This window comes from Roseateles sp. P5_E4 (assembly GCF_054049255.1).
In genome coordinates, this window is sequence record NZ_JBFUMS010000002.1 from 801,995 (window position 1) to 818,774 (window position 16,780).

Consider the following 16,780-nt stretch of genomic DNA (forward strand, 5'->3'; position numbering starts at 1 on the left):
TTTCTGGCAATCGACCCCACCTTGGCGCTAGCATTTCACGGCGTTCCTGGAGAGCCGCCATGCAACTCGTCCCGCTGATCTGCGTCCATGACGTGCCCGCCAGCAGCCGCTGGTATCAGCGCTTGCTGGGGTGCCACAGCGGCCACGGCGGCGACGAATACGAACGCCTGAACGCGCCCGACGGCCATTTGCTGCTGCAGTTGCACCGCTGGGAGGTCGATCACGATCATGGGCCTCTTGGCGACGTCGAGTTGCGCCCCTATGGCAACGGCGTGCTGCTGTGGTTCGAGCTGGCTGACTTCGACGCCGCCGTGGAGCGGGCGACAGCGCTGGATGTCGACGTCGTCAGGCCGAAGCGCTGGAGCCAGAACGGCAACTGGGAGTTCTGGCTGCGCGACCCCGATGGCTATGCCGTGGTGTTGACGAGCCCACTGCCCTGAGCGAATCAGGCGAAGCCGTCGCCATCGAAGTTGACCTCGTCCTCGTCACGGGCCAGCGTCGGGGTGCTGCCCTTGGGCCGCATCGCTTCCAGCTGTTCCCTCAGCTTGGCCACTTGGTCCAGCCAATAGTTGGGCGTGCCAAACCAGGGGAAGGCGAGAGGGAAGGCCGGGTCGCCCCAGCGGCGAGCCAGCCAGGCGCTGTGGTGGATCATGCGCATTGTTCGCAACGGTTCGATCAGGCGCAGTTCGCGATCATCGAATTCGGCGATCTGCTCGTAGCCATCGAGCACGGCGTTGAGCAGGCTGCGTGCAGCATCGGGCTCGCCGGGCAACAGCATCCACAGGTCCTGCACCACCGGGCCATTGACGGCGTCGTCGAGGTCGACGAAGTGCGGCCCGCGGTCAGGCGTCCAGAGGATGTTGCCGGGATGGCAGTCGCCATGCAGGCGTGTCAACTGCAGGTCGGGCAGGCTGTCAAAGGCGGCCTGGATGGCATCAATGCAGCGGCGTGCGGCCTCGTCCCAGGCGGGTGCGATCTCGGGCGGGATGGCGTCGTTGCCCATCAGCCAATCGCGTGCGGCCTGGGCGGGCGCGGCGCTGGCCCAGGCCAGGCGTTCGGCAAAGGGCTTTTGGCGGCCGACGCCGTGCAGGCGAGCCAGTAGCCGGCCGATCCAGCGCAGCACTTCGGGGTCTTCCAGCTCCGGCCCGCGCCCACCCTGGCGCGGCGTGACGGCCAGGCGCTGGCCCTGATAGTGGAAAAGGGTGGAGCCGCCCTCTAGCGTCCACGGCGCCGCGACGGGCACCTCGGCGGCGGCGAGCTCGGTGGCGAAATCGTGTTCTTCCAGGATCTGCGCATCGCTCCAGCGCGCCGGGCGGTAGAACTTGGCGACAGCCGCGCCGCCGTCCTCCAGGTGCAGCATCAGCACGCGGTTCTCGAAGGAGTTGAGCTGCAGCAGCCGGCCGTCGGCACGCAGGCCGGCGGCGTCCAGGGCGTCGAGCATGAACTCCGGCGTCAGGTCGCCGAAACTGAGATCAGGGGTCGTGTCATGCATCCGGCGAGTGTCGCCGGTTGCAATCAACTCCGACGGGGACGCTGGGTGGCGTAGCGCGGCGCATCGACGACGACGCCGACGATGTCGTCCATCATGGCCTCCTCGTCGGCGTCATCGAGCACCGGCAGATTGCGCGGGTTGTAGCGCGCCGGGTCGAGGTTGCGTGAGGACAGACGGCGCTGTGGATGCGGCGTGGCGGGCTGGGCCGGCATGCGCGGATGGCGGTCGCGCTCTCGGTCCCCATAGCCGTCATTGCCGCCGCTGAAGACGCCAGCGTCCTGCCACAGCGGCAGAGGCTGGGAGAACTGGCCCCAGTCGCTGCCGAATTCGTCCTCGCTGCTGCCCATGCGGCGGCGCGACGGCGTCGATGTGGCTGCCGGTGCGGGGAGCGGGCCGCGTGAATTGCTGCTCTGGGGCACCAAAAGCTGCAGCTCGGCGACGCTGGGCAGCTGGTCCATCGCGCAGCGCAAATAACGCACGCGGCAGGCGGAGAGCACGGCATGCTTGATCTGCAGGCTGCGCGGCGTAACGCCGCGCTCGCCCTCGAGGTCGATGGCGGCCAGCACGCGACCATTGGGGCTGCAGACCGCGAAGGTCACATGCGAGGCGCCGAGCAGGTCGAACCAGTAGCGCACTTCCTTGGCCTCGGTCGGCTGGCAAAACCGCACCAGCGGCAGCTTGGACAGCACGACGTGGTGGGGCAGGGCCTCGCGCAGCAGCCGGAAGACACGGCGCTCGTCGGTCGTGAATACAGGCCGCGCCGTGAGTGACCACTCCGCCGGCAAGCCTTTATTGGCGTACGCAGGTCGGCGCAGCGCCCAGATCAGGCTGATGGCCAGACCCAGGACGCAAACAGCCAGCGCGGCGATCCAATAGATGGCGTACGGCATACCCTGAAGGGATTTCGGCGGATGACGCCGACCTTGTTTTCTCGCGGCGCAATGGTCGGGCAATGTAGCGCAACGTCCCTAAAAGGAATTACTCGCTAGTCCCGATTCCCCCGGGCCTGAGGGGGAGCATGCCTGGGAAAACGGCCGTTAGCCCGTCATTTATTCCTTGGCGGCGCGGCCGGGAGATTCGAAATGGGCTTTGACCTCGGCAACGCTGTCGACAAATCCACTCAGCACTTGAGCCTGGCGCTTGAACTGGAAATCCAGCTCGCCCAGATGCCGCTCCAGTGCCTGCTCGACCTGGGAGCTGAATGATTCGGGTGGCAGGCGCAGATAGGCCGCGGATTCGCTGCCGTCGCGCTCGACGATGGCGCCAGCCGCTGCCGCAATGCGCAGCATGGGACGGTTTTCGCTCAGTGCGTGGATGAACAGGGTGTCGATACCCCGGTTGCGGGCATGCAAGCCCGCGGCGTCGAAAAGCCGCCGTCCCAGGCCCCGGCCGCGCGACTGCGGCAGCACGGAGACGCCGAACTCGGCCATCGTGCGGCTGGGCTCATCCGGCATCGGTTGCCCATAGGCCAGATGGGCCAGGGCGATCAGGTGCAGGCGGCGGTTGAAGATGCCCAGCACCTCGTCGCGGGCAAAGTCGATGCTGAGGGCGTATTTGCGAATCTGCTCGTCCGAAGCCGGGTACCCGAAGCGCAAGTAACGGTCCTGCGGCTCCAGCGCCAGCAGGTGGTCAATGATGCGATGGCGGTGGCGGCGCGCGAGCGAGCGAATTGGCACCCAGGTGGAAAGGAGCTCCAATGCAGCCCGGGCCTTGGCCAGCGGGCCTGCCGGTTCGGCCGGGGCGGCTGCCGGCGCAATCGGGTCGAGGCCGAAGGCCGACAGCTCATGGCCCTCGCCCGCCGCGGCTTCGGCGAGGGGAGGAGAGGCGGCGGACGGGGGCTTGGGCATGGCGGGCACTGCAAAGGTATGGCAAGGTTAACGCCTCGGTCCTTTTCAAACCATCGGCCGCACTGCTACACTCGTGGGCTTTTCCGTCAAAAGGCTGCGGGAAAGAGCCGTGTTGAGAGGCTGTGCATCAGACACAAGCACCGAGACCGGTCGAAGTTCAGCCATCTATTGCCGGTTTCAGCAGTTTGAAGCCGGCGCAGCGAAAGCACTCTCATGAAGACCTTCAGCGCCAAGCCGGCCGAAGTGACGCACGAGTGGTTTGTGATTGACGCCACCGACAAGGTGCTCGGACGTGTTGCCAGCGAAGTGGCACTCCGTTTGCGCGGCAAGCACAAGGCCATTTACACGCCTCACGTGGATACCGGTGATTTCATCGTCATCGTCAATGCCGAAAAGCTCCGTGTCACGGGCAACAAGGCCACCGACAAGGTGTACTACCGTCACAGCGGCTTCCCCGGCGGCATCTACGCCACGAAGTTCAAGGACATGCAAGCCAAGCACCCCGGCCGCGCGCTGGAAAAGGCCGTCAAGGGCATGCTGCCCAAGGGCCCGCTCGGTTACGCCATGGTCAAGAAGCTGAAGGTCTACGCAGGCCCGACGCACCCGCATACCGCCCAGCAGCCCAAGGCTCTCGAGATCTAAGGAACGGCCATGATCGGAAACTGGAATTACGGTACGGGCCGTCGCAAGTCGTCGGTCGCTCGCGTCTTCATGAAGAAGGGCACGGGCCAGATCATCGTCAATGGCAAGGCCATCGACGCTTACTTTGGTCGTCAGACGTCCATCATGATCGCCAAGCAGCCCCTGCTGCTGACGAACAATGGTGAAGCCTTCGACATCAAGGTGAACGTGCACGGTGGTGGCGAATCGGGTCAAGCCGGCGCCCTGCGCCTGGGCATCACCCGCGCGCTGATCGACTACGACGCAGCCCTGAAGCCCGAACTGAGCCGCGCCGGCTTCGTCACGCGTGACGCGCGTGAAGTCGAGCGTAAGAAGGTCGGTCTGCACGGCGCCCGTCGCAGGAAGCAGTTCAGCAAGCGTTAATTTCTGCGCTTGGACACAAAAGGCCGCTTCGAGCGGCCTTTTGTTTTTGCGCGGACAATCCCCATATTCGTCTCTGGACAGATTCACAGGAGCCTCGCCATGAGCGCCGTGCTTGATACCCCCGTCACTGACATTCCCGTGCCCCTGGTGTTCACCGACAGCGCCGCCGACAAGGTGCGCGACTTGGTGGCCGAGGAAGGCAACCCGGACCTGAAGCTGCGCGTTTTCGTGCAGGGTGGCGGTTGCTCCGGCTTCCAGTACGGCTTCACCTTCGACGAGGCCGTCAACGACGACGACACGCAGATGCAGAAGAATGGCGTCACGCTGCTGATCGACTCGATGAGCCTGCAATACCTGATGGGTGCCGAGATCGACTACAAGGAAGACCTGCAGGGCGCCCAGTTCGTCATCAAGAACCCGAACGCCACGACGACCTGCGGCTGCGGGTCCAGCTTCTCGGTCTGAGCGTCGTTGAGTTCGCGACAACAAGCCGCCTTCGGGCGGCTTGTTGCTTTCGGACGTTGGTGCACTCCGTTCCTCGGCTTAGTCGGCTGGCGCGGCCGGCAGGATGGGCTTGAGCCAGCCGAACAGCGGCGGCTTGCCGTGCCGGAACTCGTTGAGCATATTGAGGTCGGTGATGACGCCGGGCTGGGCGTCGGTCTGCAGGCGCAGGTGGTCACGGGCGTCGATCAGCGGCGTGTTCAGCAGGCGGTACGCCACGGCCCCAGGCGCAAACAGGGGTTCGGGGAAGCTCGGCTGCCCGAGCGTGCGGCAGGCACGCAGCACGGCCTGCGCATCGGGACGGCGGCGCAGTGGCTGGTCGCTCATGTAAGCGAAGTTGCTGTAGCGCGCCACGTGCCGGAAGACGTCCAGCGCGGTGGCGTAGGCGTCCAGGCTATCCGTTGTGTTCATGGCCACGATGCCACCGGGGGTGAGGTGCCGCGACATCTCCTGCAGATATTCGCGCGACATCAGCAGGCTGGTGTAGGCCCGCCAGTGGAAGGTGGTGTTCTGGAAGATCAGGTCATAGCGGGCCTCGCGGTTTGCCCGCAGCCAGCGCCGACCGTCGTCGATGTGCAAATGGACACGCGGATCTTTCAGCAGGGGCGCCACGGTGGGATGGCTGGCGATGAGGTCGCGGTAGCCGGGGTTGATCTCGACGACGTCGACCTGCTCGACGCCTGGGACGCCCAGGATCGCCTGGGTCCAGGCGCCGGTGGACAGGCCGATCACCAATACGCGCTTGGGCTGTGGGTGCAGCACCGCCATCAGGTAGGCTCGATCCAGCATGTTGGAGTTCAGAGTCATGTCCACGTTGACACGGCCGTCATAGGCGTTGCCGCCGTAGGTGATGTCGCCCGCATCCTGCGCGATGGTGTGCAGGATGCCGTGCTTGTTCTGGATCAACTGGCGGATAGAGGCCGTTTCGTCGTCCGTGGCCACCTTCTGGATGACAGGCAGCGGCTGCACCACCAGGGTGATGCCCGCGCCCAGCAGCAGCGCAGGCAGCGTGAACCAGCTGCGCTGCCGCTGCGGCGCGGCGATCAGGCAGACCAGGGCCAGCGCGGCGGTGCCTGTGACCACTACGGCCCAGGCGCTTTCGACCGTCAGCAGGTCCAGCAGCCAGAAGCCCGTGAGCAGCGGGCCCAGGGCAGCCCCCAAGACGTTCGCCAGGTACACATGCGACACCGAGCGCCCCAGAGCCTCCCGCGACCTGTCGGACCCGAGGTGGTGCACGATGGGAAACAGCACGCCCTTGGCGCCCGCCGTCAACGCGATCAGCAGCATCAAAGCGCCCAGCCGCAGCGGCGTGTAGCCCAGCATGGGCGCAGCCAACTGCAGCGCGACGACGTCCAGGGCTGCGGCCCAGCTCAGCACCCGGGCCGCTGAGGCCAGCAGTTGCGTGCTGCGTTCGCAGATGCGCCGCCCAATGACGGAACCGGCAGAGATGCCGGCCAGGAAGGCCACCAGCACCAGCGCGAACGCCTGCGGCCGCCCCGACTGGCCGAAGCTCAGCAAACGCACCCAAAGGATCTCCTGGCTCAGAGACAGCAAGCCGACACTGAAGGACAGCAGCAAGGCGAGGCGGCGCATCACGCGTCCCTCCCGCGCAGGTTCAGCGCCACCACCGCGCTGGCTGCAGCGTTCAGCCCGGAAGCGAGCCAGACGACCTGGCGCAGGTCCAGCCAGTACAGCAGTACGAAGCCGATGGCAAAGGCCCCGCAGGCGGCGCCCAACGTGTTGATGAAGTAAAGCGTGCCGGTGGACACGCCCACATTGCCCGAGCGCTGCCAGCCGTGGGCCACCAGCATGGGCAGCGTCGCGCCCATGCAGACGGTGGGCAGGATCAGCAGCGCAAAGCTGAGCGCCGCCGCAGCAGGGCGGGACAGGCCGGCAAACAGTGCGGCGCAGGTCTGCAGCAGGTCCACGCTGGCCAGGCCGTACAGCGCGATCAGCGCCTCGAACACGCAGAACGCAGCCAGGATGCGGTTCGGCCAGCGATCGGCCAACTGCCCCCCCAGCACCGCGCCCACGCCCAAGCCCAGCATGAAGGTCGAGACAATGATGGTGACCGACTCGATGTCGACCCCGACGACGACGAACAACAGGCGCTGCCAAGCCAGTTGGTAGACAAGGGCAGCAAAGCCGGACAGGAAGAAGGCGGTCGCTACCGGCCCTGTGGTGGCGCGGAACCTGGGACTCAAACGCGGACTCCTTGATGAGGGCGCCGCATGCTAACTGCGGCGGGCCGGGGCATGGGGCGGGGCTTGCCCCGGGCTCAGGCTGGATGCAGCGCACCCAGCACGCGCGGCCCGGCTGCGCCGGTGACAGCGGGCATATTTCCGGGCTGCCGTTCGATGAAGCGATGCGCCAGCCAGGCGAACGCGGCAGCCTCGACCTGGTCTACGGGCAAGCCGTGCGCGGCGCTGGTGCTCGCGGCAATGCCAGGCAGCAACGCGGCCAAGCGCTGCAGCAGTTGGCTGTTGAGCGCGCCGCCCCCGCAGGCAATCAGCGTGGCCGTGCTCGGCATCTGCGCTTGCAGGGCGTCCGCAACGCAGCGGGCGCTGAGCTCCAGCAGCGTCGCCTGCACATCTTCCGGCGCAAGACCCGGCGCCAGCTTCGCGTCCAGCCAGCGCAGATGAAAAAGATCCCGCCCCGTGCTCTTGGGCGGCGGCAACGCGAACCAGGGTTCGGCCAGCAGCGCTTCAAGCAGTTCGGGCAGCACGCGGCCTGTCGCGGCCCAGGCGCCGTCGGCGTCATAGGCCAGGCTGCGGTGTCGGGCGATCCAGCCATCCATCAGGCAGTTGGCCGGGCCGCAGTCGAAGCCGCCGGTGCGGCCGTCGGCATGCAGCAAGCTGAGGTTGCTGATGCCGCCGAGATTGAGCACTGCCACGTCCGCCTGCGCTGCGCCGAAGACGGCGCGGTGGAAGGCCGGCACCAGTGGCGCGCCCTGGCCGCCCGCGGCCACATCGCGGCTGCGCAGGTCGCAGATGACGTCAATGCCGGCCTGCTCGGCCAACAGGGCGCCGTTCAGCAGTTGCGTCGTGTAGCCGTCGAAGCCGTCCGGGCGGTGGCGCACCGTCTGGCCGTGAGCGCCCAGCGCCGCAATCTGCTTGCGTGGAACGCCCGTGGCTTCAAGCAACTGCGAGACGACGTCGGCATAGGCACGGGCTACCGCATTGGCAGCCAAGGCGGCGCGATGCAGCTCGTTACCGCCTGGTGCGTTCAGTGCCAACAACTCGTCGCGCAGCGCGTGGGAGAAGGGGGCATGCACATGACCGATGACGGCCAGTGCGTCAGCGTCGAAGAGCACGCCGTCAATGCCGTCGAGCGAGGTGCCCGACATCAGCCCGATGTAGAGCTGACGGAGCTCAGTCGGCGGCTGAGACGCCATCCATGGTCTCGGCCACGGCCAGTTGGGTCTTGACGCTGGCGACGGTCTGCAGGAACTGCGACTTGGCGTAGTTGGGCAGCGTGATCGCCTCGGAGGCGCGAGCGATGGTGCGCGGGTCCATGTGGCGGCCGCCGACGCGGAACTCGAAGTGCAGGTGCGGGCCGGTGGCCCAGCCGGTCGAGCCGACGGCACCGAGCTTCATGCCCTGTTCGATGCGCTGGCCCTTCTTGACGTCAATGCGGCTCAGGTGGGCGTAGACCGTGCTGCGGTCGCCGGCGTGGCGCACCTGCACGACGTTGCCAAAGCCGTTCTGCCAGCCGGCCATTTCGACCGTGCCATCGCCCACCGACCGCACGGCCGTGCCGGTCGGCGCACCGTAGTCGACGCCGTTGTGCTGGCGCCAAGTCTGCATGATGGGATGGAAGCGCATCGCGAAGCCGCTGGTGATGCGCGAGAACTCCATCGGGCTGGCCAGGAAGGCGCGACGCTTGCTCGTGCCGTCAAAGCCGAAGAAGCTGCTCTTGCCGGTGGCGTTGTCCTTGAAATAGACGGCCGAATAGGTGCGGCCGTTGTTCGTGAACTCGCCGGCCAGCAGGCGGCCGACGCCGCCGTCCCACGGGACCGGCTCGCCGTCGGCGGTCAGCGTCTCGTAGACGATGCTGAAGCGGTCGCCCTTGCGCAGCTCGCGGTGGAAGTCGATGTCGCCCGAGAACATGTCGGCCATCTGCGAAGCGATGGCGTCGGGGATGTTGGCGTCGTCGGTGGCGGCGAACAGCGAGGTGCGGATGGTGCCGCTGCCCAAGGCCACCTGGGCCTGCAGTGGGGCCGTTTCGGTGCGGGCGGTGAAGCGGCCGCCGACGCGCTCGATGGTCAGGCGGGTGAAATGACTTCCCTGCTGCTCGGCTTTCTCTGCGGGCGAGCGCACGACGATCTGCTGGACTTGGCCCGAGGCGTCGGCCGTCAGATGGATCATCTTGCCGGCGCGGCCCTGCAACACGCGGCGGCCAAGCGGGTCGGTGCGCAGGAAGGCCGCGGCGGCCGGGTCGAAGGCGCCGGCGCGCTTGAGCAGGCTGTCAGGGGTGTCGCTGGAGCGGGTGGCTTCGGCGCGCGTCAGGCCAATGGCGTGCGTGGCCAGCTCTTCGAGTTGACTCTCGACGTCGGGCGTGGCCAGGGTCTCGACCAGGGTGCGCTTGGGCAGCTCGGCGGCATCGGGGGCCAGCGGCGCAATGCCGAAGGCGGTCACGGCAAAGCAGCTCAGCAGGCCGACGACGGTGGCCGTCAGCGCACGCGGGTGCATGGCGGCAAAGGCCTCGGCACGCTGCAGACTGGCTTGGACTTGCTGGAGGCGGTTCTGAACGGTCACTCTCGCTGTCACTCTCGGTATCCCCGGGGTTGTCGCTGGGGCAATCCCGGCCGAGCCGGTTCCACGCGCAAGCCGCTCATGGGCGGCCCTTAAAATCCCTGGATTGGTTGTGTTGAAACAACACCCCCAAAACGAAGGGTGAATTCTAACGGCTTTGTCCTACCCGACATGCCGGTTAACCCCGATGGATCAATAACTTAACAATTTTGTCCGGCTTGTGACCGGGCACGATGCGCCATGTCCGACGCTCCGCAATTCCCCATCACCGATGCCGTCCTCGAAGCCCTGGCCGTCACGCGCCGCGGCGTGGACGAGCTGCTGCCGGAAGCCGAGTGGACCAAGAAGTTGGCCCGCTCGGCCGCGAGCGGAGTGCCGCTGCGCATCAAGCTGGGCCTGGACCCGACGGCGCCCGACATCCACGTCGGTCACACGGTGGTCTTGAACAAGATGCGTCAATTGCAGGACCTGGGCCACCAGGTCATCTTCCTCATTGGCGACTTCACCTCCCTGATCGGCGACCCGTCCGGCCGCAATGCCACCCGTCCGCCGCTGACCAAGGAGCAGATCCAGGCCAACGCCGAGACCTACTACGCCCAGGCCAAGCTGGTGCTGGACCCGGCGCGCACCGAGATTCGCTACAACTCCGAGTGGAGCGAGCCGCTGGGCGCGGCCGGCATGATCCAGCTCGCCAGCAAGTACACGGTCGCCCGCATGATGGAGCGCGACGACTTCACCAAGCGCTTCGCGGCCCAGACGCCGATCTCGGTGCACGAGTTCCTCTACCCGCTGATGCAGGGCTATGACTCGGTGGCACTGAAGAGCGACCTGGAACTGGGCGGCACCGACCAGAAGTTCAACCTGCTGATGGGCCGCCACCTGCAGCAGGAATACGGCCAGGAGCCGCAGTGCATCCTGACCATGCCGCTGCTGGAGGGGCTGGACGGCGTCGAGAAGATGTCCAAGTCCAAGAACAACTACATCGGCATCACGGAAGCGCCGAACACGATGTTCGCCAAGATCCTGTCGATCAGCGATGTGCAGATGTGGAAGTGGTTCGAACTGCTGTCCTTCAAGTCGCTGGCCGAGATCGCCGCGCTGAAGGCCGAAGTGACCGGCGGGCGCAACCCGAAGGACGCCAAGGTCATGCTGGCCAAGGAGATCACCGCGCGCTTCCACAGCGCTGCGGCGGCGGACGCGGCGGAGGCCGATTTCAACAACCGCGCCAAGGGTGGCATCCCGGACGACATCCCCGAGGTGCGGCTCAGCGGCGCGCCCATGGGCCTGGCCCAGGTGCTGAAGGCCGCCGGCCTCGTCGCGTCGACCGGCGAAGGCCTGCGCATGGTCGAGCAGGGCGGCGTGCGCCGCGCTGGCGAGGTGATCTCGGACAAGCTTCTCAAGCTGGATGCCGGCGAGCACGTGCTGCAGGTGGGCAGGCGCAAGTTCGCGCGGGTTGTGCTGAGCTGATCTTCTCCGGCACGGGCCTCCATTCGCCGCTGCCCGCTGGCGATTCCCGCCGCGGGCTGTCCATTCGTCGCAAGCTAGTCGCCGGGAAGGCGAGGCATCCGCACAGTCCGGGGCATCGCAACGCCACGGAGTGCACCTCATGACCGCAGCTTCCCTCCCCGTCTGGCCCTTCGCCGTCCTCGCCGTTCTCGTGACGCTGGGCTACCGCCAGTCGCGTGACCGTGTCGTCCGACCCGGCATGCTTGCCAAGGTCGCCCTGGCGATGCTGGCCCTGTCGTTTTATGGCGTCACGGCGGCCTTCGGCGCCCACATGATTCCCGTGCTGGCCTGGGCGCTGGCCTTTGCCGCTGCTGTCTTCATGGGCGGCCCGCTGTTTGCACCGCGCGGCCTGGCCAAGGAAGGCGCCGCCGTGCGCATGCCCGGCAGCTGGGTGCCGATGGGCCTGATGCTGGGCATCTTCATGACCAAGTTCGGCTTGGGCTTCGCCACCGGCATGGGCGCCCGTGTGCTGCAGGAGGTCTGGTTCATCGCCATGGTGAGCGCGGTGCTGGGGCTGTTCAGCGGCGCCTTCGCGGCCCGGGCCACGGCGGTGCATCGTTTCGTCCGCGCGGCCTGAGCTCCCAAGCGCATAAAAAAGGGAGGCCGCGGCCTCCCTTTGCTTTCACGGCTTGACCGGCCGCAGATACGGTCCCGGCTTCACCACCTGGACCGGCTGCTCGGCAATCCGGCGCTTCAGCTCGGCCAGCGCCGCATCCAGCTGCGCGTCCTGGCCCATCGCCGTCGCCCGCGGCGGGTTGTCGACCTCGATGTTCGGCGTCACGCCGATGCCCTCGATGAGGAAGCGGCCCTCGGCGTCGATCTGCCCCGTCTCGGCGGCCCGCATGATGCCGTTGTCGATCAGGCGGTTCTGGTCCGACAGCCACACGCCCGCCCCCGAGCTGCGCTTGCCAATGACGGGTCCCAGCTTGAGGCGCTTGAAGCCCTCGGCGAAGGTCTCGCCGTCGCTGTAGGTGTCCTCGTTCATCAACACCACCGTGTGGCCGCGGTAGACGTTCTGCATGTTGGCGTAGACCGGCGCGCCGCCTGGCGAGCGCGGTTGCCAGAAGGCCCAGGCGCGGCGCAGCAGCTTTTCCAGGATCCAGCTGTCGATGTTGCCGCCATTGTTGTAGCGCACGTCGATGATGAGGCCGTCGCGGTCGCTGGCAGCGTAGAACTCGCGCACGAAATCGGCGATGTCGGCCGCGCTCATCGCGCGCAGATGCACGTAGCCGATGCGGCCCTGGGCCGACTGCTCAACGGCGCGGGCGCGGCTGACGCGCCAGTCGTTGTAGCGCAGCTGGTTTTCGCGCGTCTGCGCCACCGGCGTGACGATGCGCTGCACCGTCTTGCCGCTGGCCTGTTTAACCTCCAGCAGCACCTGGCGGCCGGCCTGGCCGCGCAGCAGCTCCAGGATGTGCGGCGCGCTGGCGCTGGGGCGGCCATTGACGGTCGTGATGACGTCACCCACTTGCAGGTTGAGACCGGGCGCGGCCAGCGGCGGTGCCTCGGATGGCAACTCCTGCTCATGCGCATAGATCGCATCGATGCGCCAGCCCTCCGGTGCGCGCGAGAAGCGCCCACCGAGGCCCGCGAGGCCAGGCTCGTCGGGCGCGAGCCGCGTGTCGCCGGCGCCGATCTGGCTGTGCAGGGCGCCCAGTTCGCTGACCATCTGCGCCATCAGCTCGGCGAGCTCGAAGCGGTCGGTCACACGGTCCACCAGTGGCTCGTATTTGGCGCGCACCGCCACCCAGTCGACGCCGTGCATGGCCTTGTCGTAGAAGTGGTCGCGGTGCATGCGCCAGGCGTCGGCGAACATCTGCTTCCACTCGGCGCGCGGCTGCGTGGCGATCTGCCAGTCGCTCCAGCGCACTTGCAGCTTGGCGAGTTCAGTCGGCAGCTTGGGCGCCGCGTCGACGACGAGGATTTCCGGCGCCGCACCCGCGGGCTGGTTGCGCACCAGCATCAGCTTCTTGCCGTCGGCACTGATGTCGTAGTTGCGCACGTCGCTGGCCAGGATCTCGGCCGGGCCGCCCTGGTTGTCGATGCCAACCGACTTGAGCTGGCTCTTTCCGTCCAGATCACGATCCAGGAACCACAGGCGCTTGCCATCCGCGCGCAGCGCGCGGTAGCTGCCGGCGGTCACGGGCAGCTCGTGGAGGCGCTCGGCCAGGCCTTCGAAAACGATGGCGGGCTTGCCCTTCTTCTCGGCGGCTGGCTTCTTGTCGTCCTTTGGATCAGGCTTGCGCTCGGTCGGCTCCTTGTCGGTGGCCTTCTTGTCCTCGGCGCGCTGCTCGTTGGCCTTCTTCTCGGTGACCGACTCCAGCTCGTCCTTGGCCGCGAACGGCGAGCGCAGGCCCGGCTGCAGGGCCAGCGCGTAGAGCTTGGCGCGAAAGCCGAAGAACGGCCCGGTGTTGCGGTCGCCCCATGTGCTGCCATTGCCCGTCGTCGCGAAGTTGCGGTTGGACGCGAAGTACAGCCATTGCCCGTCCGGGCTGAAGGTGGCGCTGTCGCTGTCGTAGCGGTCGCTGGTCAGCGTGTGGGTGCGGCCATCGGCCGTGCTGTAGAGCTGCAGCTGGCTGCGGTCGGCATGGCGCAGCGACAGCGTCCAGGCCAGGGCCTGGCCATCGGGACTCCAGCCCTGCAGCTGCGGCGCGTCACCAAGGGCGCTGCGAGCGATCTCGCGTGTTGTCTTGGCCTTCAGGTCGGTCAGCCAGATGCCGCCTTCCTTGTCGGTATGCGCCAGCCAGCGGCCGTCGGGCGAAGGGAGCAGGTCGCGGCGCTGCGTCGTTGCGCCGCTGGTGATGCGTTCGGGTTGACCCGTGCCATTGGCCGCGAAGCGCCAGATCTCGGTCTCGCCGCTGAAGTCGCAGACGGCGAAGACGCTCTTGTTGTCGCTGCTGAATTCACCCTTCTTGCAGCTGCCGTCGGCCGGCTGCGGCAGCTCAGCGCGGCGCAGCTGCTGCACGCCCTGCGTCGCGAGGTGACCGCGCGCGGCCAGCAGCACGCGCTCGCCATTGGGGGCGAAGGATGTGTCGGTCAGGAAGTCCTGCGGCTTCTTGATCCAGCGCTCGCGCTGCTGGTCGAAGTCGCCGCCCAGGCTGATGTCGAGCTTCTTCGCGCCCGCGCTCTGCGCGAGGTCGACGAGGTAGAGGTCCGCGCCCACTGCATAGACGACACGGCTGCCGTCGACGGATGCGTGGCGGATGTCCCAGCCCTTGTGCGTGGTGTGCTGGCGCATGTCACCGCCTTGGGCATTGACCGACCAGATGTTGACCGTGCCTTCGCGGTCCGACAGGAAGGCGACGCGCTCCGCGCCACCGACGCGGTAGGGCAGGGGACGGCGATCGTTGTTGCCCTCGGCGATCAGCGGTTTTGCTTCGGCCTTGTCCGTCAAGTCCAGCGACCACAGCCGCGCGATGGCGCCGCCGCGGTACTGTCGGGCGTTGTCGCTGCGCAGGCCGCTGCGCGTGAAATAGAGCGTCTTGCCATCGGCGCTCAGCGCGGCGTCGCTGGCCTGGCCGACGGGCAGCTGGCGGCGCTGGCCAGTCTTCACGTCGATGGCGAAAAGCTGACTGCCGGGACGGGCGTCCAAGCCGGTGTAGAGGACTTCGCCGGCGGCCGTGAAGCCCCAGACGCGCATGCCGCCGCCTTCCCAGGTCAGGCGCTTCGGCGGGCCGCCGGCCACCGGCATCAGGTAGATCTCGGTGCCGCCGTCGTACTGCGCCGTGAAGGCCAGCCATTGCCCATCGGGCGACACGGCGGGCTGGGTCTCCTGGCCGTTGTGCGTGGTCAGCCGCTGGGCTTCGCCGCCCTGCGTGCCGACGCGCCAGAGGTCGCCCTCGGCGACGAGATAGACGGCATCGCCACGCAGTGTGGGCTGGCGATAGAAGCCGCTGGTGCCGGCCCAGGCGCTCGTGGCGCACAGGACCGCAGCGAGCGCGGCGAGACGGAAGCGGGGCATGGTGCTCTCCTGATGAGGGTCGCCATTGTGTTGTTAGGGGAATGGAGGGCGATTCGTCACATCGGGTGAATCCGTAGAGCGCTGGAGCGCGTAACAGCGCTCAGATGCCAAGACGGCATTGCCATACAGGATGCCCCCGATGAAAGCTCGTCTCACCCGCAGCGCCGTGGGCGCAGCGCTGTTCTGCCTGGCCGCAGGCGCTCAGGCTTCCAGCCACCGCGAAGCGCCCTTCATCACGACCGTGCCCAAGGTCGACGCGACGGACTTCTACATGTTCAACAGCTACGAGACCGGCCGTGCCGGCTACGTGACGCTGATCGCCAACTACCAGCCGCTGCAGGACGGCTATGGCGGCCCGAACTATTTCTCGATGGACCCGAATGCGCTCTACGAGATCCACGTCGACAACGTTGGCGATGCCAAGGAACACCTGACCTTCCAGTTCCGCTTCAAGAACACGCTGTCCAACAGCGGTGCCGGCACGTCTTTAAGCGTCGGCGGCAAGATGGTCGGCATCCCGTTGATCCAGTCGGGCGCGGTGGCCAACGTCAAGGACGCCAACCTGCAGGTCAACGAGAGCTACACGCTGACCGTGGTGCGCGGCGACCGCCGCAGCGGCACGGCCCAGGCGGTGGTCCATGCCACCAGCGGTGCGACCAGCTTCGACAAGCCGGTCGACAACATCGGCAAGAAGACCATCGCCGACTATGCGAGCTATGCGGCCAAGCATGTCTACCCCATCACCATCCCCGGCTGCAGTACGCCGGCCAAGGTCTTCGTCGGCCAGCGCCAGGACCCGTTTGCCGTCAACCTCGGCACCATCTTCGACCTGGTCAACGCGCCGGTCTCCGTCATCACCGACCCGTCGCTGATCAATGCCGCGCCCAACACCATCGACGACAAGAACGTCACCACGCTGGCGCTGGAGGTGCACAAGGACTGCCTGAAATCCGCGACCGACGATGTCATCGGCGGCTGGACCACGGCCAGCCTGCGCCAGGGCCGCCTGCTCGATCCCAAGCCGGGCTCGGGCCATCAGGCCAGCGAGAAGGCCGGCGGCGCCTGGGTGCAGGTCTCGCGCCTGGGCATGCCCCTGGTCAACGAGGTCGTCATCGGCCTGAGGGACAAGGACAAGTTCAACTCGTCCCGCCCCAAGGACGACGGCCAATTCGCCGACTACGTGACCAACCCGACGCTGCCGGCCTTGCTGGAGATCGCGCTGGCCCTGCCCAACACCGCGCCGACCAACTTCCCGCGCAACGACCTCGTCACCACCTTCCTGACCGGCATCAAGGGTGTCAACCAACAGAAGACGGTCACGGCCTCCGAAATGCTGCGCCTGAACACGGCCATCGCCGCCGTGCCATTCGCTCAACAAAACCGTTTGGGCATCGTCGGCAACATCCTCGCCGCAGGCAACGACAACGCCGGCTTCCCGAACGGCCGCCGTCCCAAGGACGACGTCGTCGACATCTCGCTGGTGGCCGTCATGGGCGGCCTGTGCGTGGCCAACGGCGACACCGACAAGCTCGGTTTCGGCGTGGCCTGCAAGCCCAGTGCGGTGCCGCTGGGTGCCACGACTTTCAAGTTGCATGACGCGGTGGACCAGGCTGTCGTGCCCCTGCTGAGCGGCTTCCCCTATCTCAACACGCCCATCCCGGGCACGAAGTGAAAG

General features: G+C 67.1%; 15 protein-coding genes. 7 read left to right on the plus strand and 8 right to left on the minus strand.

Going from position 1 to position 16,780, the window contains the following annotated elements; genetic code table 11:
- Positions 1–59 precede the first annotated feature (59 nt).
- Positions 60–440 (plus strand): VOC family protein, encoded by a 381-nt coding sequence (locus ACXJLH_RS06320; RefSeq protein WP_457350093.1) that lies wholly within the window; start codon positions 60–62, stop codon positions 438–440.
- Between the two features lie 5 nt (positions 441–445).
- Here the strand turns inward: ACXJLH_RS06320 and ACXJLH_RS06325 are convergent, their stop codons facing one another.
- From ACXJLH_RS06325 to ACXJLH_RS06335, 3 genes are all read right to left on the minus strand, one after another.
- Positions 446–1,492 (minus strand): serine/threonine protein kinase, encoded by a 1,047-nt coding sequence (locus tag ACXJLH_RS06325; protein WP_457350091.1) that lies wholly within the window; start codon positions 1,490–1,492, stop codon positions 446–448.
- 23 nt (positions 1,493–1,515) lie between these two features.
- Positions 1,516–2,382: a DUF2726 domain-containing protein gene (locus ACXJLH_RS06330; protein WP_457350089.1), complete on the minus strand. Its 867-nt coding sequence runs from the start codon at positions 2,380–2,382 to the stop codon at positions 1,516–1,518.
- 159 nt (positions 2,383–2,541) lie between these two features.
- The gene (locus ACXJLH_RS06335) at positions 2,542–3,339 is read right to left on the minus strand and encodes a GNAT family N-acetyltransferase (RefSeq protein WP_082532968.1); all 798 of its coding nucleotides are present in this window, start codon (positions 3,337–3,339) and stop codon (positions 2,542–2,544) included.
- A gap of 213 nt (positions 3,340–3,552) precedes the next feature.
- Here ACXJLH_RS06335 and rplM point away from each other — a divergent pair, with 213 nt between their 5' ends.
- The 3 genes from rplM (at position 3,553) to erpA (ending at position 4,848) form a co-directional block, all read left to right on the plus strand.
- A complete protein-coding gene (gene rplM, locus ACXJLH_RS06340) occupies positions 3,553–3,981 on the plus strand; it encodes a 50S ribosomal protein L13 (protein ID WP_056203159.1) in 429 nt (142 codons plus the stop codon).
- 9 nt (positions 3,982–3,990) lie between these two features.
- Complete coding sequence (gene rpsI / locus ACXJLH_RS06345) at positions 3,991–4,383, plus strand: 30S ribosomal protein S9 (RefSeq protein ID WP_056203161.1); 393 nt, start codon at positions 3,991–3,993, stop codon at positions 4,381–4,383.
- Positions 4,384–4,482: 99 nt separating this feature from the next.
- Positions 4,483–4,848: an iron-sulfur cluster insertion protein ErpA gene (erpA, locus tag ACXJLH_RS06350; protein WP_056203164.1), complete on the plus strand. Its 366-nt coding sequence runs from the start codon at positions 4,483–4,485 to the stop codon at positions 4,846–4,848.
- Between the two features lie 78 nt (positions 4,849–4,926).
- On the opposite strand, the gene ACXJLH_RS06355 is transcribed toward erpA, so the two are convergent.
- The 4 genes from ACXJLH_RS06355 to ACXJLH_RS06370 form a co-directional block, all read right to left on the minus strand.
- Positions 4,927–6,477 carry a fused MFS/spermidine synthase gene (locus tag ACXJLH_RS06355; RefSeq protein ID WP_457443005.1) on the minus strand — a complete coding sequence of 517 codons (1,551 nt, stop codon included), beginning with the start codon at positions 6,475–6,477 and terminating at the stop codon, positions 4,927–4,929.
- Positions 6,477–7,088: a fused MFS/spermidine synthase gene (locus tag ACXJLH_RS06360; RefSeq protein ID WP_457443007.1), complete on the minus strand. Its 612-nt coding sequence runs from the start codon at positions 7,086–7,088 to the stop codon at positions 6,477–6,479. The genes ACXJLH_RS06355 and ACXJLH_RS06360 overlap by 1 nt, the downstream gene beginning before the upstream one ends.
- A gap of 74 nt (positions 7,089–7,162) precedes the next feature.
- Entirely contained in the window at positions 7,163–8,278 is a 1,116-nt protein-coding gene (locus ACXJLH_RS06365) for an anhydro-N-acetylmuramic acid kinase (RefSeq protein ID WP_457443009.1), read from the minus strand.
- Entirely contained in the window at positions 8,256–9,641 is a 1,386-nt protein-coding gene (locus tag ACXJLH_RS06370) for a peptidoglycan DD-metalloendopeptidase family protein (RefSeq protein WP_457443011.1), read from the minus strand. Before ACXJLH_RS06370 ends, ACXJLH_RS06365 begins: the two co-directional genes overlap by 23 nt.
- Before the next feature lie 237 nt (positions 9,642–9,878).
- On the opposite strand from ACXJLH_RS06370, the gene tyrS reads away from it, so the two are divergent.
- Both tyrS and ACXJLH_RS06380 read left to right on the plus strand, forming a co-directional pair.
- Complete coding sequence (gene tyrS / locus ACXJLH_RS06375; RefSeq protein ID WP_457443013.1) at positions 9,879–11,105, plus strand: tyrosine--tRNA ligase; 1,227 nt, start codon at positions 9,879–9,881, stop codon at positions 11,103–11,105.
- A 139-nt stretch (positions 11,106–11,244) separates the two neighbouring features.
- Complete coding sequence (locus tag ACXJLH_RS06380; protein ID WP_457443015.1) at positions 11,245–11,721, plus strand: DUF6622 family protein; 477 nt, start codon at positions 11,245–11,247, stop codon at positions 11,719–11,721.
- Positions 11,722–11,766: 45 nt separating this feature from the next.
- Here ACXJLH_RS06380 and ACXJLH_RS06385 read toward each other — a convergent pair whose 3' ends face one another.
- On the minus strand, positions 11,767–15,105 hold the full coding sequence (locus tag ACXJLH_RS06385; protein ID WP_457443017.1) for a S41 family peptidase: 3,339 nt from the start codon (positions 15,103–15,105) through the stop codon (positions 11,767–11,769).
- Between the two features lie 139 nt (positions 15,106–15,244).
- Between ACXJLH_RS06385 and ACXJLH_RS06390 the strand changes: the two genes are divergently transcribed.
- Complete coding sequence (locus ACXJLH_RS06390; RefSeq protein ID WP_457443019.1) at positions 15,245–16,777, plus strand: DUF4331 domain-containing protein; 1,533 nt, start codon at positions 15,245–15,247, stop codon at positions 16,775–16,777.
- Positions 16,778–16,780: the final 3 nt, after the last annotated feature.